The organism is Ignavibacteria bacterium (genome assembly GCA_013177855.1).
Classification (GTDB): domain Bacteria; phylum Bacteroidota; class Ignavibacteria; order Ch128b; family Ch128b; genus Ch128b.
The window spans coordinates 2,012,238-2,029,886 of record JABLYA010000001.1; the positions used below are offsets into that span (position 1 = coordinate 2,012,238).

A 17,649-nucleotide genomic window follows, 5' to 3' on the forward strand; every position below is an offset into this window, starting at 1 on the left:
TCATTCTTCAATAATATCATCCCTTCGAAATTTTAATTTTTTGGTTGTATTTTCATTCCTATAATAATTTCATCCCTTCGGGATTTTATTTTTTTTGTTGCATTTTCATTTCTATAATAATTTCATCCTTTCAGGATTTTTTGAGTGATAGATATAACTTCTTTCCAAAATTAACATATCTAATCTTTGCGAACCTTTGCGTTCTCTGCGTCTTTGCGTTTGAAAGAATTTTAGACTTTAATTCTTCAAAAATTTCATCCCTTCGGAATTTTAATTTTTTGGTTGCATTTTCATTTCTATAATAATTTCATCCTTTCAGGATTTTTTTTGAGTGATAAATAAAATTTCTTTCTAAACTAAAAAACTAATCTTTGCGAAACTTTGCGTTCTTTCCGTCTTTGCGTTTGAAAGAATTTTTGACTTTACTTTTTCAATAATGTCATCCCTTCGGGATTTTAATTTTTTTTGTTGCATTTTCATTTCTATAATAATTTCATCCCTTCGGGATTTTAATCTATTTATTGCTTCTTCATTTCTATAATAATTTCTTCCTTTCAGGATTAGACTTTTTGGGGATAAATTTTTTTCAAAAACTAAATCAAATGATCTTTGCGAAACCTTGTGTTCTTTGCGTCTCTGCGTTTGAAGAATCATTTACACTATAATCCACTCAATTCTTTATTTTAGAAAAAAAGGAGTTTAAAAATGGAAATAAATTTACTTGCAGTTCTTGTATGTTCAATCTTCACTTTCATTTTAGGCGGATTATGGTATTCAAAACTTTTATTTGCTAATCTGTTTATGAAAAATATAAACAAGACCGAAGAAGAACTAAAAAAAGGTGGAGTTGGTCTTACATTTATTTATGAGTTTATTGCAATTTTAGTAACTAACTATGTTCTTGCTGCCGTTATCCTTTTTGTTGGTGCCGCCGATTTCTGGAGAGGATTTCAAATTGGAATTATACTCTGGATTGGATTTGTTGCAATGACTCATCTTTCAACGGTTACTTTTGAAAAAAGAAATTTCAATCTCTATTTAATTCAAATCACCTATCGTTTAATTGCGATTTCAATTTCAGCAGGAATACTTGCAGTCTGGAAATAAAAACAGGAGATTAATAATGCGAAAGTTTATCATTTTTTACTTAATCATTTCTATTAATTTAATTTTTGCTCAAAGCAAGCGGGCGTTAGAAATTGATGATATGTTTAAGATTAAAAGAATTTCACAAACGACATTATCGCCTGATGACCGTTACATTGCTTTTGTTGTGACATCATTCAGTATGGAAGAGAATAAAGGGACAAGTGATATCTGGATTCTTGATTTAAAAACTGGTGAACAAAAAAATCTAACAAACTCACCATATTCAGAAAGTTCACCTGTATGGTTTCCTGACTCAAAAACTCTAGCATTTGTCTCGATGAAAACTGGTACACCACAGATTTTCAAAATGAATGTTGAAACTCAATCAGAGCCAGAACAATTAACAAATCTTTCAACAGGAGCAACTGGTCCAGTTGTTTCAATTGATGGCAAAAAAATACTTTTTGTTTCTGAAGTCTATCCAGATTGTCTTAATGATGATTGTAACAAAGAAAAAGAAGAGGCAAAAGAGAAAAGTAAAGTTAAAGCCAGAATAATTACGGAATTAATGTATCGTCACTGGGATTCCTGGAGAGATGAAAAACGAAGTCATCTCTTCTTGCTTGATCTACAGACTAAAGAAATAAAAGATATCACTGAAGGCAGTCAATACGATTGTCCGCCAATCGCGCTTGGTGGAAAACTTGACTATGTGTTTTCACCAGATGGAAAAGAAATTTGTTATGTAACCAATACAGATAAGATGTTGGCAATTTCAACTAATAACGATTTGTGGATCTCAACCCTTGATGGTAAGGTGAAACGAAAAATAACAACAAACAGAGGAAATGATAATCAACCAGTTTATTCTCCAAACGGAAAATTTATTGCATATAGACAGATGGCAAGACCAGGATTTGAAGCTGACAGACAAACATTAATGCTTTATGATCGTGAGAAAAATACAATTACAAATCTCACTGAAAATTTTGATCGTTCAGTTGAAGAAGTTTTATGGCTTCCCAATTCAAAGGAAATAATTTTCACGGCTGATAATCAGGGCAGAAGAGTTATTTATCACCTCGATATTTCTACAAAGAAAATTACAACACTTTACGATAAACATTGGAATACCGATTTAAATCTTTCAAGCGATGGCAGTTTCTTAGTCTTCAATCAAAGCTCTGTTACTCGACCAGTTGATATTTTCAAATTTGATTTAAAGAAAAAGCAATTAACCCAGCTCACTAAATTAAATGATGAATTATTATCTCAAATCGAAATGATGCCTCTTGAAGAATTCTGGTCAAAAGGCGCTGATGGTGTGATGGTGCATAGTTTAATGATTAAGCCTCCATTTTTTGATCCAAACAAAAAATATCCGATGGTGTTTTTAGTTCATGGTGGTCCTCAGGGTGCCTGGGAAGATTTATGGCATTACAGATGGAATCCAGAACTATATGCATCACGCGGTTATGTTGTTGTGATGCCAAATCCGAGAGGAAGTACGGGTTATGGTCAAAAATTTACTGATGAAATAAGCGGCGATTGGGGCGGAAAAGTTTATAAGGATTTAATGAATGCCTATGACTATGCAATTAAGAATTTCAAATTCATTGATCCGGAAAAAACAGTTGCTGCTGGAGCATCCTATGGCGGTTATATGATGAACTGGATTGCCACTCAAACAAACCGCTTCAAAGCAATTGTCACTCACGCTGGAGTTTTCAACACAGAAAGTATGTATGGAACAACTGAAGAATTATGGTTCCCTGAGTGGGAATTTAAAGGAACGCCATGGACTAATAGAAAGCTATATCAGAAATATTCGCCGCATATGTATGTTGATAAAATAAAAACGCCAATGCTTGTTACTCATGGAGCTTATGATTTTCGCGTACCAGAATCACAAGCCTTTGAGTTGTTTACATCATTGCAGAGACTTGGTGTTCCGTCCAGATTTGTTTATTTCCCGGATGAAACACACTTTGTTGCAAAACCGCAAAACTTCAAATTATGGATGACGGAAATTTTCAATTGGTTTGAAAAATGGTTGAAGTGATTTGGTAAATGTTCAAATTATTTTCAAAAGATATTTGATTTTTTAGTTGGTAAAAAAAGTCTTTAGTTGAAGCAGACTCAGAATGAAAATTAATTTTTTAAATGTCTTTTTTAGGTCTTCATTATTCCCTAAAAGACCAAAAATCAAAGTTCGAGAATGGTGAATTCAAATTGTTTCCCATTTTAGATTGAAATGAAAGTTTTGAATGGTAAAGATTATGAGAAATTCAATTATCATCGTTTTGATTCTTTTTATAACAATTTTAGAAGTTCATTCATCTGATAAACCCAAACTTCTATGGTTTGATGCGACTGCAAATTTTGAAAGGTTGAGTTACCCAGATTCAATTCAATTTTATTTAAAGAAAGCAAAGGAAACGGGATTCACTGATGTTGTGCTTGATTTAAAACCAATCACAGGTGAAGTTTTATATCAATCAGAATTTGCTCTGCAAATGAATGAGTGGAATGGTTTCTATCGTAATAGTCAATTTGATTTTCCAGCCTATTTTATTTCTGAAGCGAAGAAACTTGGATTAAATGTTTATGCATCAATTAATGTTTTTGTGGCTGGACATAATTTTTTTGATCGCGGGCTTGTCTATCAGGATAAGTCGCACTGGCAATCAATTAATTACACTGATTCTGGTTTTATTCCAATCACTCAATTAAAGCATAAATATTCAGCAATGACAAATCCAGTTCATCCAGAAGTTCAAGAGCATGAGTTGAAAATCATTTCAGAGTTAGTCACAAAGTATCCTCAATTTGATGGAATTATTTTAGATCGAGTTCGTTACGATGGAATTGAAGCAGACTTCAGCGATCTCTCAAAAGAACAGTTTGAGAAATACATAAATCAAAAAATCGAGAATTACCCTGACGATATTTATAGATGGTCTAAAAACGAAAAAGGTGAAAAATTTCGTGTTGAAGGAAAACTTTATAAAAAATGGCTTGAATGGAGAGCATCTGTAATCTATAATTTTATGACTAAAGCAAGAGAAGTCGTAAAACAAATAAATCCCGAAATGAAATTTGGAGTTTACACTGGAGCATGGTATCCAGTTTATTATGAAGTTGGTGTAAACTGGGCAAGCAAAAAATATGATCCTTCAAAAGAATTTGATTGGGCTACTGCTGATTATAAAAATTATGGCTATGCTGAACTTCTGGATATTTATACAACCGGATGTTATTTCTTTGAAGTTACAAAAGAGGAAGTTGAAAAGTTGAATGAAGAACTCATTAAGAGAAATGAAGCAGGGATGGGGAAGACAAAAGATTTCTGGTATTCAGTAGAAGGTTCAGCTGAGATTGCGAAAAAAGTAATTATGAATGTTGTGCCCGTAATCGGTGGACTTTATGTTGAACAATACAAAAATCACCCTGAACAATTCAAACGAGCAATTAAAATGTGTCTCAATAAAACTGATGGACTGATGATTTTTGATTTGGTGCATATTGTAAATTATGGCTGGTGGAATATCTTAGAGAATGCGATGAAAAACTGATTAAGAGTAAATTTTATCGATATAGAACTTTCACACTTTTTAATTTACACTTCATTTTGGCTCCTCAAAGATTAAAAATTTTTAATCTTAATTTAATTCTATTTTAATCTTGCAAATCTATTTTAGTGGTGTAGTTAGTTGAATTAAATGAATGTTCATTAACAAAAACCAAAAACAAAATGAGGAGACTCAAAAATGTTAAAACACATCTCAATTCTCGCAGCAATCTTAGTGATTGCATTTTCGTTAAACTCTGTCGTCCTTGCTCAGCAAGAGGGCCAAAAACAAGTTAAAGCACCAAAGACTGAGGTTAAAAAAGAGGTAAGTAAAGTTCCAGCTCAATCCAAAGTAACTGTTGAGGAAAAAGCCACAGCCACAAAGAAAGCTGAAGTTAAGAAAACCGAAACTGAAGCCACCCAAAAGGAAGAAATGAAAAAGGCTGAGAAAGAAAAGGCTCCCGAAGTTAAGAAGATGGAGAAAACAAAAGTTAAATCAGGAACTAAAGAATCTTCAACCAATCCTAAGAAATAATCTTTTTCAGAAAATGAGTGCCTCCTATTAATTCGAAGATTGTCATTCCAGGTTTTCTGGAATGACAATCTTTTCTTAAAAAAAATTCACTAATTTTAACCAGATTTAAATCCTTAAATATTAGTTGAAATTCAAAATATTTACCTTATAGAATGAGAATACTTCTTGTTGAAGACGAAAAGAAAGTTGCTTCATTTATTAAAAAAGGACTTGAAGAAGAATATTATACTGTTGATGTTGCGTATGATGGAAAAGAAGGCAGTAAACTTGCCCTTTCTGAAGAGTATGATTTGATAATTTTAGATTTAATGCTTCCCTATAAAGATGGAATCAATATTTTAAAAGAGATACGCGATGCAAAGCTTTCGGTACCTGTGTTAATTTTAACAGCGAAAGGATCAGTTCAAGATAAAGTAACCGGTCTCGATTCTGGCGCGGACGATTATTTGGCTAAACCATTTTCTTTCGATGAGTTACTTGCAAGAATAAGAGCACTTCTAAGAAGATATTCAACAGAAAAATCTATCTTACTAAAAGCTGATGATTTAAAGATGGATTTACAATCTCGAAAAGTTTTTAGAGGGAATAAAGAAATTCAATTAACTTCAAAAGAATTTTCTATCCTCGAATATCTATTAAGAAATAAAAATCGTATCGTGACAAGGACAAAGTTAATAGAACATATTTATGAATATAATTTTGATCCGGAAACAAATTTAATTGATGTTTACATTAATAAACTTCGAAACAAAATTGATAAAGGATTTGATAAACAACTAATACACACAATTCGCGGCGCGGGTTATATACTAAAAGATGATTAAATCATTACAGCAAAAAATTAAGGACTATTTCCGAAGCACTAGGTTTCAAACAACTCTCTGGTATTCCATAATACTTTTGTTTTTTGAAATTATTTTGGGTGCAATCATTTATATATATGTGAACAATTCGATGAGAAAAGAACTCGACCATTCATTAATAAAGCAAGCTGAAACAATTTATAATTTTGTCCAAAAAAGCGATATAAATTTAGCTGACTTTGAAGCAGATTCAATTTATGCATCACCTGATGAGTTAGTTTATGACTTAATTTTCGAAGCATTAGCATATAATCCTAAAAATACTTTTGTACAGATTAAGGTTAAAGACAAAATAGTTTTTAAAACGGCAAATCTTGTATCGACAACTTTCAATTTTAAAGATCAAAAGGAAGGACTTGAGCTTTTTGATTATAATGATCCAAACCTTTCCGATTACCTTATAAGAGTTGTTAATTTCAAAAAGAAAGAATATAACATTACAGTTGCGTATCCACTTGATTTGATATATTCTACACTAAATAATTTGTTGCAGCTTTACATTTTAATTTTTCCATTTTCATTGATAATCTCATTTGTTGTGGGTGCATTTCTTTCTTTTAGGGCTTTAGCTAGAATTGATAAAATAATTAATCGTACTGAAGAAATAGACGCATATAATCTGAATGCTTATCTCGAAGGTGAAGATGCTTCCGATGAATATGGAAGGTTAGTCAGAACTCTTAATAATATGTTGAAAAGAATAAAAAGCTCAATTGAGTATATGAATTATTTCACCGTGAGCGCATCACATGAACTTAAGACTCCGCTAACAATCCTTCGTGGAGAATTAGAACTTGCTTTAAAATCAACGAAGTCGAATGAAGAGTACCTTGAAATAATTAAAAGCAGTTATGAAGAAACTATGAGATTGATAAATATCATCGATCGATTATTCTTGATCACAAAGCTTGATAACTCAATTATTAATCTTAATATTTCTCCAATTGATCTAACGAATTTGCTAAACCGCGTCGTAAACGATTTTTCTTTTCTACTAAGAGAAAAGAAAATAAAAGTTAAATATAATTTAGACACTAATGATGACTTGTTTATAAACGCTGATGGTGAATTATTAAAACAATTATTTATTAATCTACTTGATAATGCAATTAAATATTCTTATCCAGAGACCGAAATTGTGATTAACTGCAAAAAAACTCCAGAAAACAAAGTAAGATTTGAGATTATTAATCAGAGCGAACACATCCCGGAAGATGTTCTCCCGCATCTATTTGAAAGGTTTTATCGTGTTGAATCGTCAAGAAATAGAGGACTTGGCGGGATTGGTCTTGGTTTATCCATTGTAAAGCAAATTGTTGATCTTCATAAATTTTCAATCAATTTAAAGAGCGAAAAGGAAGGTTATTTTATAGTTTCGATTATAATGTAACCTATGATTTTGATTGAGCATTGCATCGAGTCACACTACTTTAGTTAAATCGATTCTAATCATTAGTTTAAAATTGAGTTCTCCTTAGGCTGTATTTGAATATGACGATTTATTTCAATCGATAAATGTGAAATTGAGAGTACGAAAATAAAAATCAAAGAGTCAGGTCCTGTAATTAACAGTAAACGAGAAAAAACTCAAAAAACATAAAGTCTTTTTTAAATAGATATATTGAGAAGGTTTTGCAAAAAGTTTTTAGAGATGTTTCGATTCCAATTGCACATTTGACCTGCGGCATTAAAAAAAATGATTAAAGGTACATGATAATTTATAGCTTTAAAATCATAACAGAATATTATAATCAGATAAACTGCAATTAAGTTTAAAAATCTTTTATTTGATTCCACCTTCAAAAATTCCTTTTTCAAAATACTTGCTTAAAAATACAGTTAGCAAAATAGATGGAAGCATTGCCAGAAGTGAACCACTTGCAATTAATCTGAAATTATCAACAAAAGTACCGGTCATATAACTTAATCCAACTTGAAGAGTGTAATTTTCTTGAGACCTTAAGATTATTAATGGAAAAAGAAAATCGCTCCATGTTGATATGAAGACAAGCAATGCTAAAGAAATTAATGTAGGCTTTGCCATCGGTAATAAAATTTTCCAGTAAACTTTGAAAAGACTGCAGCCATCAACAATTGCAGCGTCAATAAATTCATTCGGTATGGAAATAAAAGCCTGCCGCATCATAAAAATTGAAAAACCACTAACAAGTGAAGGAAGAATTATTCCCACAAGTGAGTCAATCAATCTTAAGTTTAGAAGAATTAAATAATTTGGAATTAAAATCATCTCTTGCGGAATTATTAAAGAAACAATCACGATAAACATTAAAATTTTTTTAAATCTGAAATTAAATCTGGCAAGAATAAATCCAGTTAAAGAACCTAAGAAGAGATTTCCTATAACAACAAAAAGTGTGACAATAAATGAGTTTATGTAATATCTTCCAAAAGGAATGGCTGTCCATATCTCTTTAAAATTATTTAGCGTAAATTTTTGGGGAATTAATTTTGGGGGAATTATGAAAATTTCTTCAGAACCTTTAAATGAAGTTGAAACTAACCATAGAAAAGGAAAGACCGAAATGAAAATAAATAAAATTAATATGGTATATGTGAGCGCAGCTTTGAAAAATTTCATCTTTCTCTTTCTATTAGTTTTAGATTTAGATAAGAAAATCCGAGTGTGATGACAAATACAACTATTCCAATAGTTGAGCCGTAACTTAAATCAAATCTTTCAAAAGCTTGATGATAGAGGTAATAAACCATTGTTTTGTGACTGAGCGGTGCACCAGGAATCAAAATGTAAATTTCAGTGAAGAGTTTTATTGCCGCAGAACCGGATAAAACAAAAACGAGAGTTAGAGTTGGTTTTAATTGTGGTAAAACGATGAAAAACATCCTTCTGAAGAACCCAGCTCCGTCTAAAATTGCTGCTTCTTCGATGTCTTTAGAAATTGACATTAATCCTGCAAAGAAAATAATTAAGTAATAACCGAATCCTCTCCAGATAGTTAATATCATTATACTAAAAATATTTTCCGGATAAGAAGTCAACCAGTTAACTTTGGTATTGAAGAATGAAGAAATTACATAGTTTAAAAATCCAGAATCCTCATTAAAAATATACCGCCACATAATTCCTGAGATAATGACTGGCGTTACAACAGGCAAAAAATAAATCGTCTTAAAAAAGTTTTGTCCTCTTTGTAAATCCTTAATTAATACAGCAAGAGTAAGTGATATAAGTGCAAGAACAGGAGTGACCAGTAAATAAATAAATGAATTGATTAGTGCAGAGTAGAAATATTTATCGTAAAAGAGTCTTAGAAAATTTTTTAATCCTACAAATTCAGATTTTCCGAAAAAGTTAATTTTGAACAGGCTGATTGAAAATGCTAATAAAGTCGGTAGTGATGAAAAAAGGAAAATAAAAACAAAAGTGGGGAGCAAAAATAGAACAAGTGAACTTTTTGATGCGAGTTTCATAATGCTATAATAATGAAAGAAAAGAAGAAATTAATATTAAAAAGAAAAAGGATCACCCAGAGAAAAGCTCTGAATGATCCTTTTTATTAGGGGAATAGAACTATTATTTCAGCAAGACCATCTTTTTCGTTTCAACAAATTCAGAACCAGTTTTTAAGTTCTTTGCACTAATACGATAGAAGTAAATTCCCGAACTGACTTTCTTGCCAAAAGTATCAGTTCCATTCCATTCGATTGAATGATATCCAGCTTCCTTCTGATCATTAATCAATTTCTTTACGAGCTTTCCATTAACATCATAAATTGAAACTTCAACCTGTGATCTTGCCGGCAAATCAAATCTAATTATTGTGTTAGGATTGAATGGATTAGGATAATTTTGATGCAAGAAATATCTAACAGGTAAATTTGAAATTGAATATACATCTTCCACTTTTGTTACAAAGTTTGTGTCTGCGCAATATCTTAAAGATCTAATTAAAAGAGTATCGCAATTTGCATCACTTACCATTTCCAATCCAATTCCAAAGAAAACCGTTTTCCATTTTTTAAGTGAATTCTCACTTCTGACTGCACCAATTTTTACAGTATCAGCTGTTCCAGTTCCATAATAGTATACTTTAAATGTTTTACCATAAGCGTTTTCTGTTAATTCAAGTTGATCTTTACCTGAACCAGCCATTGGAATACTTAAACCATTTCCAATATAATCACCTGCAAAACCCCGTGCACTGAATGCAGAATTATTTGTAACAAATTTTACTCCAATATATTTCGTTAAAAGTTCATCAGTTGTGTCGGAAAATTCCGCAATATTTTTTCCAGCTAAAATTAATTTACTTCCAGATTCAAGCTGCTGGATTAAAAGATTTCTTTCTTGCTGCGAAAGATTTGATGATGAAGCACCACCAGCAACCCATAAAAATGTTAACGGTTTTGAAAATGAATTAATCAAATCATTCGAGGGTAATCCACCTTTTGCCTGAACATCCCAGCTTGAGTAAGCTACTCCCAATCTTTCAAGAGAATTGATGTATTTGTTTTTGTTAGTCGTAACAGAATCATTCAAAACAACAAAGATTGATGTCGGTTTGAGCAAGAAATTAGTAGTTAATCCAGATCCGCCAATATAAATGCTGTCAATTACAATCGTTTTTTGAAATGGTGGATCTAAGCTAATTGTCATCTTGTAATATTCTTCACCGAAGACATTGAATGCGAAATTACCATCAGAAGAAGTGGTGTAGCTCCCAACATTTACATTATCTAAAACACTTTCTAATTTAATCGTACCTTGTACTCCCTGATTTGTATTCTGATTTATCAGAGTTCCATTAAAAGTAACCTGAGGTTTTTGACTAAGCATTGCGTCGAAGTTCAATACTTCAGTTGAACCAATTCCTCCCGGTGGATTAAAGTTAATTACTGCCGAATCGGGATAGTAACCAAATTTTTCAACCTTAACTTTAAAGTTCTGATGCATTACAGCTGTTACATATTGACCAGTTGAATCAATAACCAATTCATTTACAGGAACCCCTGGTTTACTCCATCGATTTGTATAAGGTTGTTCGACTTTCCCAATTGTCGAACCGTAAGTTCCAATTAACTTAACCTTTGCACCAACAAGCGGTAAACTTGTTGAAGCGTCTAATATAGTCCCCTGCAATACCCATACTGGATATAGCGAAATTGCGCCCATTGCATCATCAAGTGTAAGATGCCGTTTCGAGGTATCACCTCGAGAATATGCATACCACATAACAGCATTCTGATTCAATGGTCCGCATCCGTTAGAACCTGATGTTGGTGATGGGGGTTGACCTGCGTGATTTAATCCAAGATGATGTCCAAACTCATGAGTAATTACAGATCTTAAATCCATCTTGTTTGGTTCACCGTTGATGCCGGGTGTAAAATCACGGCCATTCCAGATCAAATCAGAACCTACGGCTTGATAGCCACCGACATTCGTTGTAAATGTTGAAGAGAATGCAATTACATTAGGATCGCTAAAATTAACACCCTGCATATCAAAATAAACTAAGTTAACTCCATCGTTAGCTACTTGAGAGACATTTGTATTTGCACCTCTCTGAAAGACAAAGTAACAGGCTTCAATGTTTGTCCATTCATTGGCTCCTGCTTCGATTGCTGGAATAAATTCTGCTGGTGTTGATGTATGTAATTGATATACAAATGGTAATCTATTTGGGAAGTAAATTCTATAATCCCCATTTGAATTAGTGATTAAACAAAATCCCAGAAATCCGAAAAGGCTTAAAGCAAGTACAGTTGATAAAATATACTTTTTCATCTCACCCTCCTACTTCTGAGCTAAATTTTTTACTGACTGAATAAATGTATTTAACTCAAAACGATTCTCAAGTCTCGATACATCAGTTATCAATCGTTTTGTTGCTGGATCAACAAGACCAACATTATTCAAACTATTCACTGCGAATTTTTTACCATTCTCTTCGTAAACCTGGAAATGACCAAGAACAATTGAATGAATCCAGTACGCTCCTTTCCAATCTCGCAGGAAAAGAACAACTTCCTTCCCGATCTCAAGTTTTGGTGTTCCGTCAACCACCTGGGAAATGTAACCAACAGTTCCACCCAATTGTTTTACAACAATTTTTTGTGATCTGTAATCACCTTTGATTAACTCCTTAATCTCAATTGTTGTGTAAGTATAGATTGACTTATCCTCCCAGACTGAGTAGGATGATAGAACTTTTCCGTAAACAATTATTTGGGATTCTTTGGTCATTCTTTCTAGTCCGATATATTCAACTGTCAGTGCCTTTATTTGATGGACTGACAAAAAGACCAGGCTCATGAAAATTAAAAAGATGTATCTTTTCATATTGATCACCTCATTATTAGTTTTAATTATGTGTTTTTGTTTTTTATTATAAATAAACAATTAGAAAAAATCTATTTTTATTAATCCTAAAAGTTCTGGAATTTTTTCTGAAAACAAAACTTTTTTGAAAATAAGTTTCTTTATGATAAAGCTTAATTTTATTTTTGTTATGAAAAATTTTGAAATAATATGAAAACTTTCAAACTAATCCTTCCACTTGTGATCTTTTTTCTTCAGACTAAATTTTTATTCCCACAATCAGCCCTTGAAATTGTCAATAAAGCTCAGGATTTACTTTATGCAAAGAGCAGTTATGTCGAGATGACAATGACAATTGTGAAACCTAACTGGCAAAGAAAACTCGGTATGAAAGTGTGGGCACTCGAACCTGACTATGCAATGATTTACATCACCGAACCAGCAAGAGACAAGGGAACCGTGACCTTAAAGAGAAAAAATGAAATATGGAATTATCTACCATCCGTTCAAAAAATAATTAAAATACCGCCTTCAATGATGAATCAATCGTGGATGGGTTCTGATTTTACCAATGATGATTTAGTTAGATCTTCTTCATATAAAGATGATTATACTCACAATTTAATTGGCAGTGAGAAAATTGGAGAATATGATTGCTATAAAATTGAATCAATTCCAAAACCAAATGCTGGAATCGTCTGGAGCAAAGTAATCTCATACATTTCTAAAAATGGGTTTATGCAATTAAAATCAGAATTTTATGACGAAGATGGAAAATTGATTAAAAATTTTAATGGCAGTGAAATCAAAAAAGTGGGTGGCAGAACAATCCCAACCAGATGGGAAATGATTCCACTTGATAAACCAGGTAATAAAACAATAATTGAATATCAGAAAATCGAGTTTAATATCAACATCAAAGAATCTTTCTTCTCACAGCAAAATATGACTCGTGTAAGATGAAATTATATTTAAAACTTGCCTGGCGAAATATCTGGCGAAATAAAAGACGAACCATTATCGCCGCATCTTCAATCTTCTTTGCAATTTTACTTGCCATCTTTACAAGATCATTGCAGCACGGAAGCTACGACTACATGATTGATAGTGCTGTTAGATTGTACACAGGCTACCTTCAAATTCATGGCAAAGGTTACTGGGAAGAAAGAACCTTAGAAAAATCAATTGAGGCTAATGAAGAGTTTATCAATAAAATTGAAAAGACAAAGTTTGTGGAAATTGCAGTTCCCAGATTAGAAAATTTTATGCTTATTTCTTCGAATAATATTACGAAGGTTGCTTCTGTAATTGGAATTGATCCTGAAAAAGAAAATCAAATGACCAGGCTCAAAGAAAAATTGGTCGCGGGTCGTTATTTGAATGATTACGATGAAGGAATTCTTATCTCCGAAGGACTTGCTCGATTGCTTAATGTGCAAACTGGTGACAGTGTAATTTTATACGGGCAGGGGATTTATGGAATAACCGCTGCAGTTATCTCTCCAATCATTGGGATTGTAAAGTTTGCTTTGCCCGATTTGAATAATTCTTTTGTTTACTTGCCGATTAGATTTGGTCAGAATTTGTTTTCAATGGAAAATAAAATTACCACCATATCTGTGATGCTGAATAATCCTAAAAAGATTGATGAAGTTGAAATTGAATTGAAAAAACTTGCAAACAATGAATCTGAAATTATGCGATGGGAAGATATGATGCCCGAACTTGTTCAGGGTATTCAACTTGACAGCGTAAGTGGAATGATTATGCTTTTAATTCTTTACCTTGTGATTGCCTTTGGAATTTTAGGGACTGTTATGATGATGACCGCAGAAAGAACGAAAGAATTCGGCATCTTAATTTCCATTGGAGTGAAAAAATCTAAACTAATTTTGATTACCACAATAGAGTCTGTTTCTATTGCTTTGATTGGCGGACTTTTGGGTGTTTTGTTCTCTATACCTGTTGTCTATTATTTCCATAATAATCCAATCAGATTTACTGGTGAACTTGAAGAAATAAGTTTAAAATTTGGAGTTGAGCCTATCCTGCCATTAAGCATTGATCCAGGAATATTTGTCGCTCAGGCTTTCATTGTATTTTTTATTGCATTATTGAGTTCAATTTATCCATTGAATTTTATTAGAAAATTAAAACCAGTTGAGGCTATGAGATTGTGAATGTTAGCTAAACTTGCGTGGAAAAATATCTGGCGAAATAAAAAAAGAAGTTTGATCATAATTCTTTCAGCTTTGTTTGGAATTTGGGGCGGTGTTCTCTCAAATGGAATTTTTGTTGGAATGTGGGAGACTACTATTGAAGCTGCAATTAATCGTGAACTATCACACATTCAAATTCATCATCCTAATTTTAGAGATGAAAAATTAATTACTCAGTTTATTTCAAATCCTGATGATGTTGAAAGAATTTTGAAAAGCAATTCCCTCATTAAAGCTTATTCATCACGTACAATTTTAGAAGGAATGGCTTCCTCGCCAAATTCAGTTAGCGGAGTTAAAATTATCGCTATCGAACCAGAAGAGGAGAAACAGATCACTTCAATTTATCAGAAATTGATTGAAGGAGAATATTTTTCAAAAAATGATTACGAAATTTTAGTTGGCCAAAAATTAGCTGAGCGGCTCAAGCTTAAATTAAACTCAAAAGTTGTTTTATCATTTCAGGGACTTGATAATAATCTCATCGCCTCTGCATTTCGAGTGGTGGGAATTTTCAAAACTGAATCAAAAATTTTCGATGAAACAAACGTTTTTATCAAGCGAAATGATTTATTGCCAATTTTAGGGACTTCACCACCAATTCATGAGTTTGCAATTCGTGTAATATCAGCTGAGTTAATTGACAGTACTGCAAACCTTATTAAGTCCAGAGTCAATAACTTAAAAGTTGAAACCTGGAAGGAACTTGCACCAGAACTAAGTTTAACTTCTGGATTTCTTTATATGGAATTAAACATTTTTATGGGAATTATTTTATTCGCGCTCCTCTTCGGAATTTCCAATACGATGATGATGTCTGTCTTTGAAAGAATAAGAGAATTTGGAGTATTGATGGCAATTGGAATGAAAAGGCTCAGATTGTTCTTGTTAATCATTCTTGAATCAATCTTTTTACTTTTTAGTGGTGGTTTGATAGGAACATTACTTGGTTTCATATCAATTGAACTTCTCTCGAAGAATGGAATTGATCTTTCAATTTTCGCTGAGGGAATGGCAGCTTATGGTATGTCAGCAATTCTTTATCCCGCATTACCTTTTCATATGTATATCTCTTTGTTTGTAATGATGATGATCACAGCAGTTATTGCTTCAATTTCTCCAGCTCTCAAAGCAATAAGATTAAAACCAGCGGAAGCAATTAGAACTTATATGTAAACTTTTGGAGATAGAATGGCTCTGATTAAAATTATTGATCTGAACAAGGTTTACGATACAACAAAAGTATCAGTTCAAGCATTGAAAGATATCAACCTCGAAATTGAGAAAGGGGAATTTACGGCAATTGTTGGCCCTTCGGGTTCAGGTAAAACAACTTTGCTCAATATGATAGGCGGACTTGATTCTCCAACGAGCGGTAAAGTTTTTATCAATGATATTGATATATCCAGATTTAAACCAGATGAATTAATTGATTTCAGATTACGAAACATTGGATTTGTTTTTCAGTCTTTTAATCTCATTCCTGTTTTGACTGCAAAAGAAAATGTCGAATTCATTATGCTGCTGCAGGGTGTGCCAAAAGAAGAAAGAGAAAAAAGAACAATCGAATTATTAAATGCTGTTGGACTTGGTGATAAATTAGATGCTCGACCTTATGAACTTAGCGGCGGGCAGCAACAACGAGTCGCAGTAGCTCGTGCAATCGCATCTCATCCCTCATTCGTGTTAGCAGATGAACCTACCGCAAATCTTGATTCAACTGCAGCTGAAGGGCTTCTGAACATAATGGAAGAATTAAATCAAAAACTTCAAATGACTTTTATCTTTGCAACTCACGATAACAAAGTTATTAGAAGAGTCAAACGAGTTATCACTCTTGAAGATGGAAAGATAAAATCAGATGTCCGGCAAAATTAATTTTCTGATTTTTTTCATAACCTTTATATCACATTTGACTTTTGCACAAGAACTGGAAATTGGCGGTTATTCGAAATATCTCTTCAGTTTAAGTAAGTTCAAAGGGATTGATGAAAACCTGATTGATCATACAATTCATTCTCGTTTGAATCTCAAATATTATTTTAATGATGAATTCACAGTTTCAGCTGGAGTAAGAGATAAAATTCTCATCGGCAAATCAATCGAAAAATATCCAGCGATGGTTGATGGATTTACTCGAAAAGAATATTATTTCGATCTTGATGATTATTTATGGAAGAAGAAAAATTCAATCAATTTTATTGAAGTTGATCGTTTTTGGCTGGATTGGAACCTTAAAAATTTTCAAATCAGTCTTGGAAGACAGAGGATTGCCTGGGGAACAAGCTGGGTCTGGAATATTACTGATATTTTTAATCCGCTTTCGATTTTGGATTTTGACTATGAAGAAAGACCAGCTGTTGATGCATTAAGATTTCAATTTTTTCCATCAACTACTTCTAAAGTTGATATGGCAGCCAAACTTTCAGAAGAAAAGAATAATTCTTCAATTGCATTGCAATTGTTTCTGAATAAATATGAATACGATTTTTATGTAATGTTTGGTTATCACTTACAAAGATATTTTGCTGGGTTTAGCTGGTCAGGCGATATCTCAGGTGCTGGTTTTCGTGGTGAAATTTTTTTAACGGATTCACCAGATAAAATGAAATTTGATTTTCCAAATTCGTTTTCAGATGAAAAGAAAAAGCAGCTTAGCTTTGTTCTCTCCTTAGATTATACATTTGAAAATTCTTTCTACATTCATTCTGAACTTCTTTACAATAACATTGGAAAAACAAAAAGCATCGGAATTTATGCCCTCGATGCTTTGAAAATTGGACTTCTATCACCATCAAAATTAAATTTATTTTATCAAGCCGGTTATAATTTATCTGCACTATCTCGAATTGATCTGATTGCACTTCATAATCCCTATGACCAATCATTCGTCTTACTTCCAACTTTTTCATATTCACTTTTAGAAAATCTTGACCTTTCAGTTGTGTCATTATACTTTAATGGAAGAGACTTTGCTGAATATTCACCGACTGGCTTTATGTTTTTTTCTCGATTGAAATATTCATTTTAATTTTTCAACACAATTATTTTTCACTTCCTATTCTATGACT

Annotated in this window: 16 protein-coding genes; 11 read left to right on the forward strand and 5 right to left on the reverse strand. The window is 32.4% G+C overall.

Translation table 11 applies throughout. The annotated features are described in order from the left end of the window. Positions 1–351 precede the first annotated feature (351 nt). The gene (locus HPY57_08450) at positions 352–654 is read right to left on the reverse strand and encodes a hypothetical protein (protein ID NPV11804.1); all 303 of its coding nucleotides are present in this window, start codon (positions 652–654) and stop codon (positions 352–354) included. A gap of 51 nt (positions 655–705) precedes the next feature. Here HPY57_08450 and HPY57_08455 point away from each other — a divergent pair, with 51 nt between their 5' ends. The 6 genes from HPY57_08455 to HPY57_08480 all read left to right on the forward strand — a co-directional run bounded on the left by HPY57_08455 (position 706) and on the right by HPY57_08480 (position 7,448). Next, positions 706–1,107 carry a DUF1761 domain-containing protein gene (locus HPY57_08455; GenBank protein NPV11805.1) on the forward strand — a complete coding sequence of 134 codons (402 nt, stop codon included), beginning with the start codon at positions 706–708 and terminating at the stop codon, positions 1,105–1,107. A gap of 16 nt (positions 1,108–1,123) precedes the next feature. After that, entirely contained in the window at positions 1,124–3,151 is a 2,028-nt protein-coding gene (locus HPY57_08460; protein NPV11806.1) for a S9 family peptidase, read from the forward strand. Positions 3,152–3,356: 205 nt separating this feature from the next. Next, positions 3,357–4,664, forward strand: a complete 1,308-nt coding sequence (locus HPY57_08465; GenBank protein ID NPV11807.1) for a family 10 glycosylhydrolase — start codon at positions 3,357–3,359, stop codon at positions 4,662–4,664. A gap of 195 nt (positions 4,665–4,859) precedes the next feature. Continuing rightward, complete coding sequence (locus HPY57_08470; GenBank protein NPV11808.1) at positions 4,860–5,195, forward strand: hypothetical protein; 336 nt, start codon at positions 4,860–4,862, stop codon at positions 5,193–5,195. A 152-nt stretch (positions 5,196–5,347) separates the two neighbouring features. Continuing rightward, positions 5,348–6,019 (forward strand): response regulator transcription factor, encoded by a 672-nt coding sequence (locus HPY57_08475; GenBank protein NPV11809.1) that lies wholly within the window; start codon positions 5,348–5,350, stop codon positions 6,017–6,019. Between the two features lie 130 nt (positions 6,020–6,149). Further along, positions 6,150–7,448, forward strand: coding sequence for a GHKL domain-containing protein (locus tag HPY57_08480; GenBank protein NPV11810.1), 1,299 nt, complete (start codon positions 6,150–6,152; stop codon positions 7,446–7,448). 393 nt (positions 7,449–7,841) lie between these two features. Here HPY57_08480 and HPY57_08485 read toward each other — a convergent pair whose 3' ends face one another. From HPY57_08485 to HPY57_08500, 4 genes are all read right to left on the reverse strand, one after another. Beyond that, positions 7,842–8,657: a carbohydrate ABC transporter permease gene (locus HPY57_08485; protein ID NPV11811.1), complete on the reverse strand. Its 816-nt coding sequence runs from the start codon at positions 8,655–8,657 to the stop codon at positions 7,842–7,844. Then, a complete protein-coding gene (locus tag HPY57_08490) occupies positions 8,654–9,508 on the reverse strand; it encodes a sugar ABC transporter permease (protein ID NPV11812.1) in 855 nt (284 codons plus the stop codon). Before HPY57_08490 ends, HPY57_08485 begins: the two co-directional genes overlap by 4 nt. A 103-nt stretch (positions 9,509–9,611) precedes the next feature. Then, complete coding sequence (locus HPY57_08495) at positions 9,612–11,825, reverse strand: T9SS type A sorting domain-containing protein (protein ID NPV11813.1); 2,214 nt, start codon at positions 11,823–11,825, stop codon at positions 9,612–9,614. Positions 11,826–11,834: 9 nt separating this feature from the next. Next, a complete protein-coding gene (locus HPY57_08500) occupies positions 11,835–12,380 on the reverse strand; it encodes a hypothetical protein (GenBank protein NPV11814.1) in 546 nt (181 codons plus the stop codon). Between the two features lie 189 nt (positions 12,381–12,569). Between HPY57_08500 and HPY57_08505 the strand changes: the two genes are divergently transcribed. The 5 genes from HPY57_08505 to HPY57_08525 are packed head-to-tail and all read left to right on the forward strand — an operon-like array spanning position 12,570 to position 17,609. After that, complete coding sequence (locus HPY57_08505; GenBank protein NPV11815.1) at positions 12,570–13,322, forward strand: outer membrane lipoprotein-sorting protein; 753 nt, start codon at positions 12,570–12,572, stop codon at positions 13,320–13,322. Continuing rightward, complete coding sequence (locus HPY57_08510) at positions 13,319–14,539, forward strand: ABC transporter permease (GenBank protein NPV11816.1); 1,221 nt, start codon at positions 13,319–13,321, stop codon at positions 14,537–14,539. Before HPY57_08505 ends, HPY57_08510 begins: the two co-directional genes overlap by 4 nt. Beyond that, a complete protein-coding gene (locus HPY57_08515) occupies positions 14,540–15,754 on the forward strand; it encodes an ABC transporter permease (GenBank protein ID NPV11817.1) in 1,215 nt (404 codons plus the stop codon). 15 nt (positions 15,755–15,769) lie between these two features. Continuing rightward, positions 15,770–16,456 carry an ABC transporter ATP-binding protein gene (locus HPY57_08520; protein NPV11818.1) on the forward strand — a complete coding sequence of 229 codons (687 nt, stop codon included), beginning with the start codon at positions 15,770–15,772 and terminating at the stop codon, positions 16,454–16,456. Then, complete coding sequence (locus tag HPY57_08525; protein ID NPV11819.1) at positions 16,440–17,609, forward strand: hypothetical protein; 1,170 nt, start codon at positions 16,440–16,442, stop codon at positions 17,607–17,609. The genes HPY57_08520 and HPY57_08525 overlap by 17 nt, the downstream gene beginning before the upstream one ends. Positions 17,610–17,649 lie beyond the last annotated feature (40 nt).

Excerpts from the sequence above, each read along its gene's own strand:
- HPY57_08505 (NPV11815.1), top strand. The coding sequence starts at position 12,570 with ATGAAAACTTTCAAACTAATCCTTCCACTTGTGATCTTTTTTCTTCAG.
- HPY57_08455 (NPV11805.1), top strand. The coding sequence starts at position 706 with ATGGAAATAAATTTACTTGCAGTTCTTGTATGTTCAATCTTCACTTTC.
- HPY57_08510 (NPV11816.1), top strand. The coding sequence starts at position 13,319 with ATGAAATTATATTTAAAACTTGCCTGGCGAAATATCTGGCGAAATAAA.
- HPY57_08480 (NPV11810.1), top strand. The coding sequence starts at position 6,150 with ATGAGAAAAGAACTCGACCATTCATTAATAAAGCAAGCTGAAACAATT.
- HPY57_08460 (NPV11806.1), top strand. The coding sequence starts at position 1,124 with ATGCGAAAGTTTATCATTTTTTACTTAATCATTTCTATTAATTTAATT.
- HPY57_08525 (NPV11819.1), top strand. The coding sequence starts at position 16,440 with ATGTCCGGCAAAATTAATTTTCTGATTTTTTTCATAACCTTTATATCA.
- HPY57_08475 (NPV11809.1), top strand. The coding sequence starts at position 5,348 with ATGAGAATACTTCTTGTTGAAGACGAAAAGAAAGTTGCTTCATTTATT.
- HPY57_08500 (NPV11814.1), bottom strand. The coding sequence starts at position 12,380 with ATGAAAAGATACATCTTTTTAATTTTCATGAGCCTGGTCTTTTTGTCA.
- HPY57_08485 (NPV11811.1), bottom strand. The coding sequence starts at position 8,657 with ATGAAATTTTTCAAAGCTGCGCTCACATATACCATATTAATTTTATTT.
- HPY57_08495 (NPV11813.1), bottom strand. The coding sequence starts at position 11,825 with ATGAAAAAGTATATTTTATCAACTGTACTTGCTTTAAGCCTTTTCGGA.
- HPY57_08490 (NPV11812.1), bottom strand. The coding sequence starts at position 9,508 with ATGAAACTCGCATCAAAAAGTTCACTTGTTCTATTTTTGCTCCCCACT.
- HPY57_08520 (NPV11818.1), top strand. The coding sequence starts at position 15,770 with ATGGCTCTGATTAAAATTATTGATCTGAACAAGGTTTACGATACAACA.
- HPY57_08470 (NPV11808.1), top strand. The coding sequence starts at position 4,860 with ATGTTAAAACACATCTCAATTCTCGCAGCAATCTTAGTGATTGCATTT.
- HPY57_08465 (NPV11807.1), top strand. The coding sequence starts at position 3,357 with ATGGTAAAGATTATGAGAAATTCAATTATCATCGTTTTGATTCTTTTT.
- HPY57_08450 (NPV11804.1), bottom strand. The coding sequence starts at position 654 with ATGATTCTTCAAACGCAGAGACGCAAAGAACACAAGGTTTCGCAAAGA.
- HPY57_08515 (NPV11817.1), top strand. The coding sequence starts at position 14,540 with ATGTTAGCTAAACTTGCGTGGAAAAATATCTGGCGAAATAAAAAAAGA.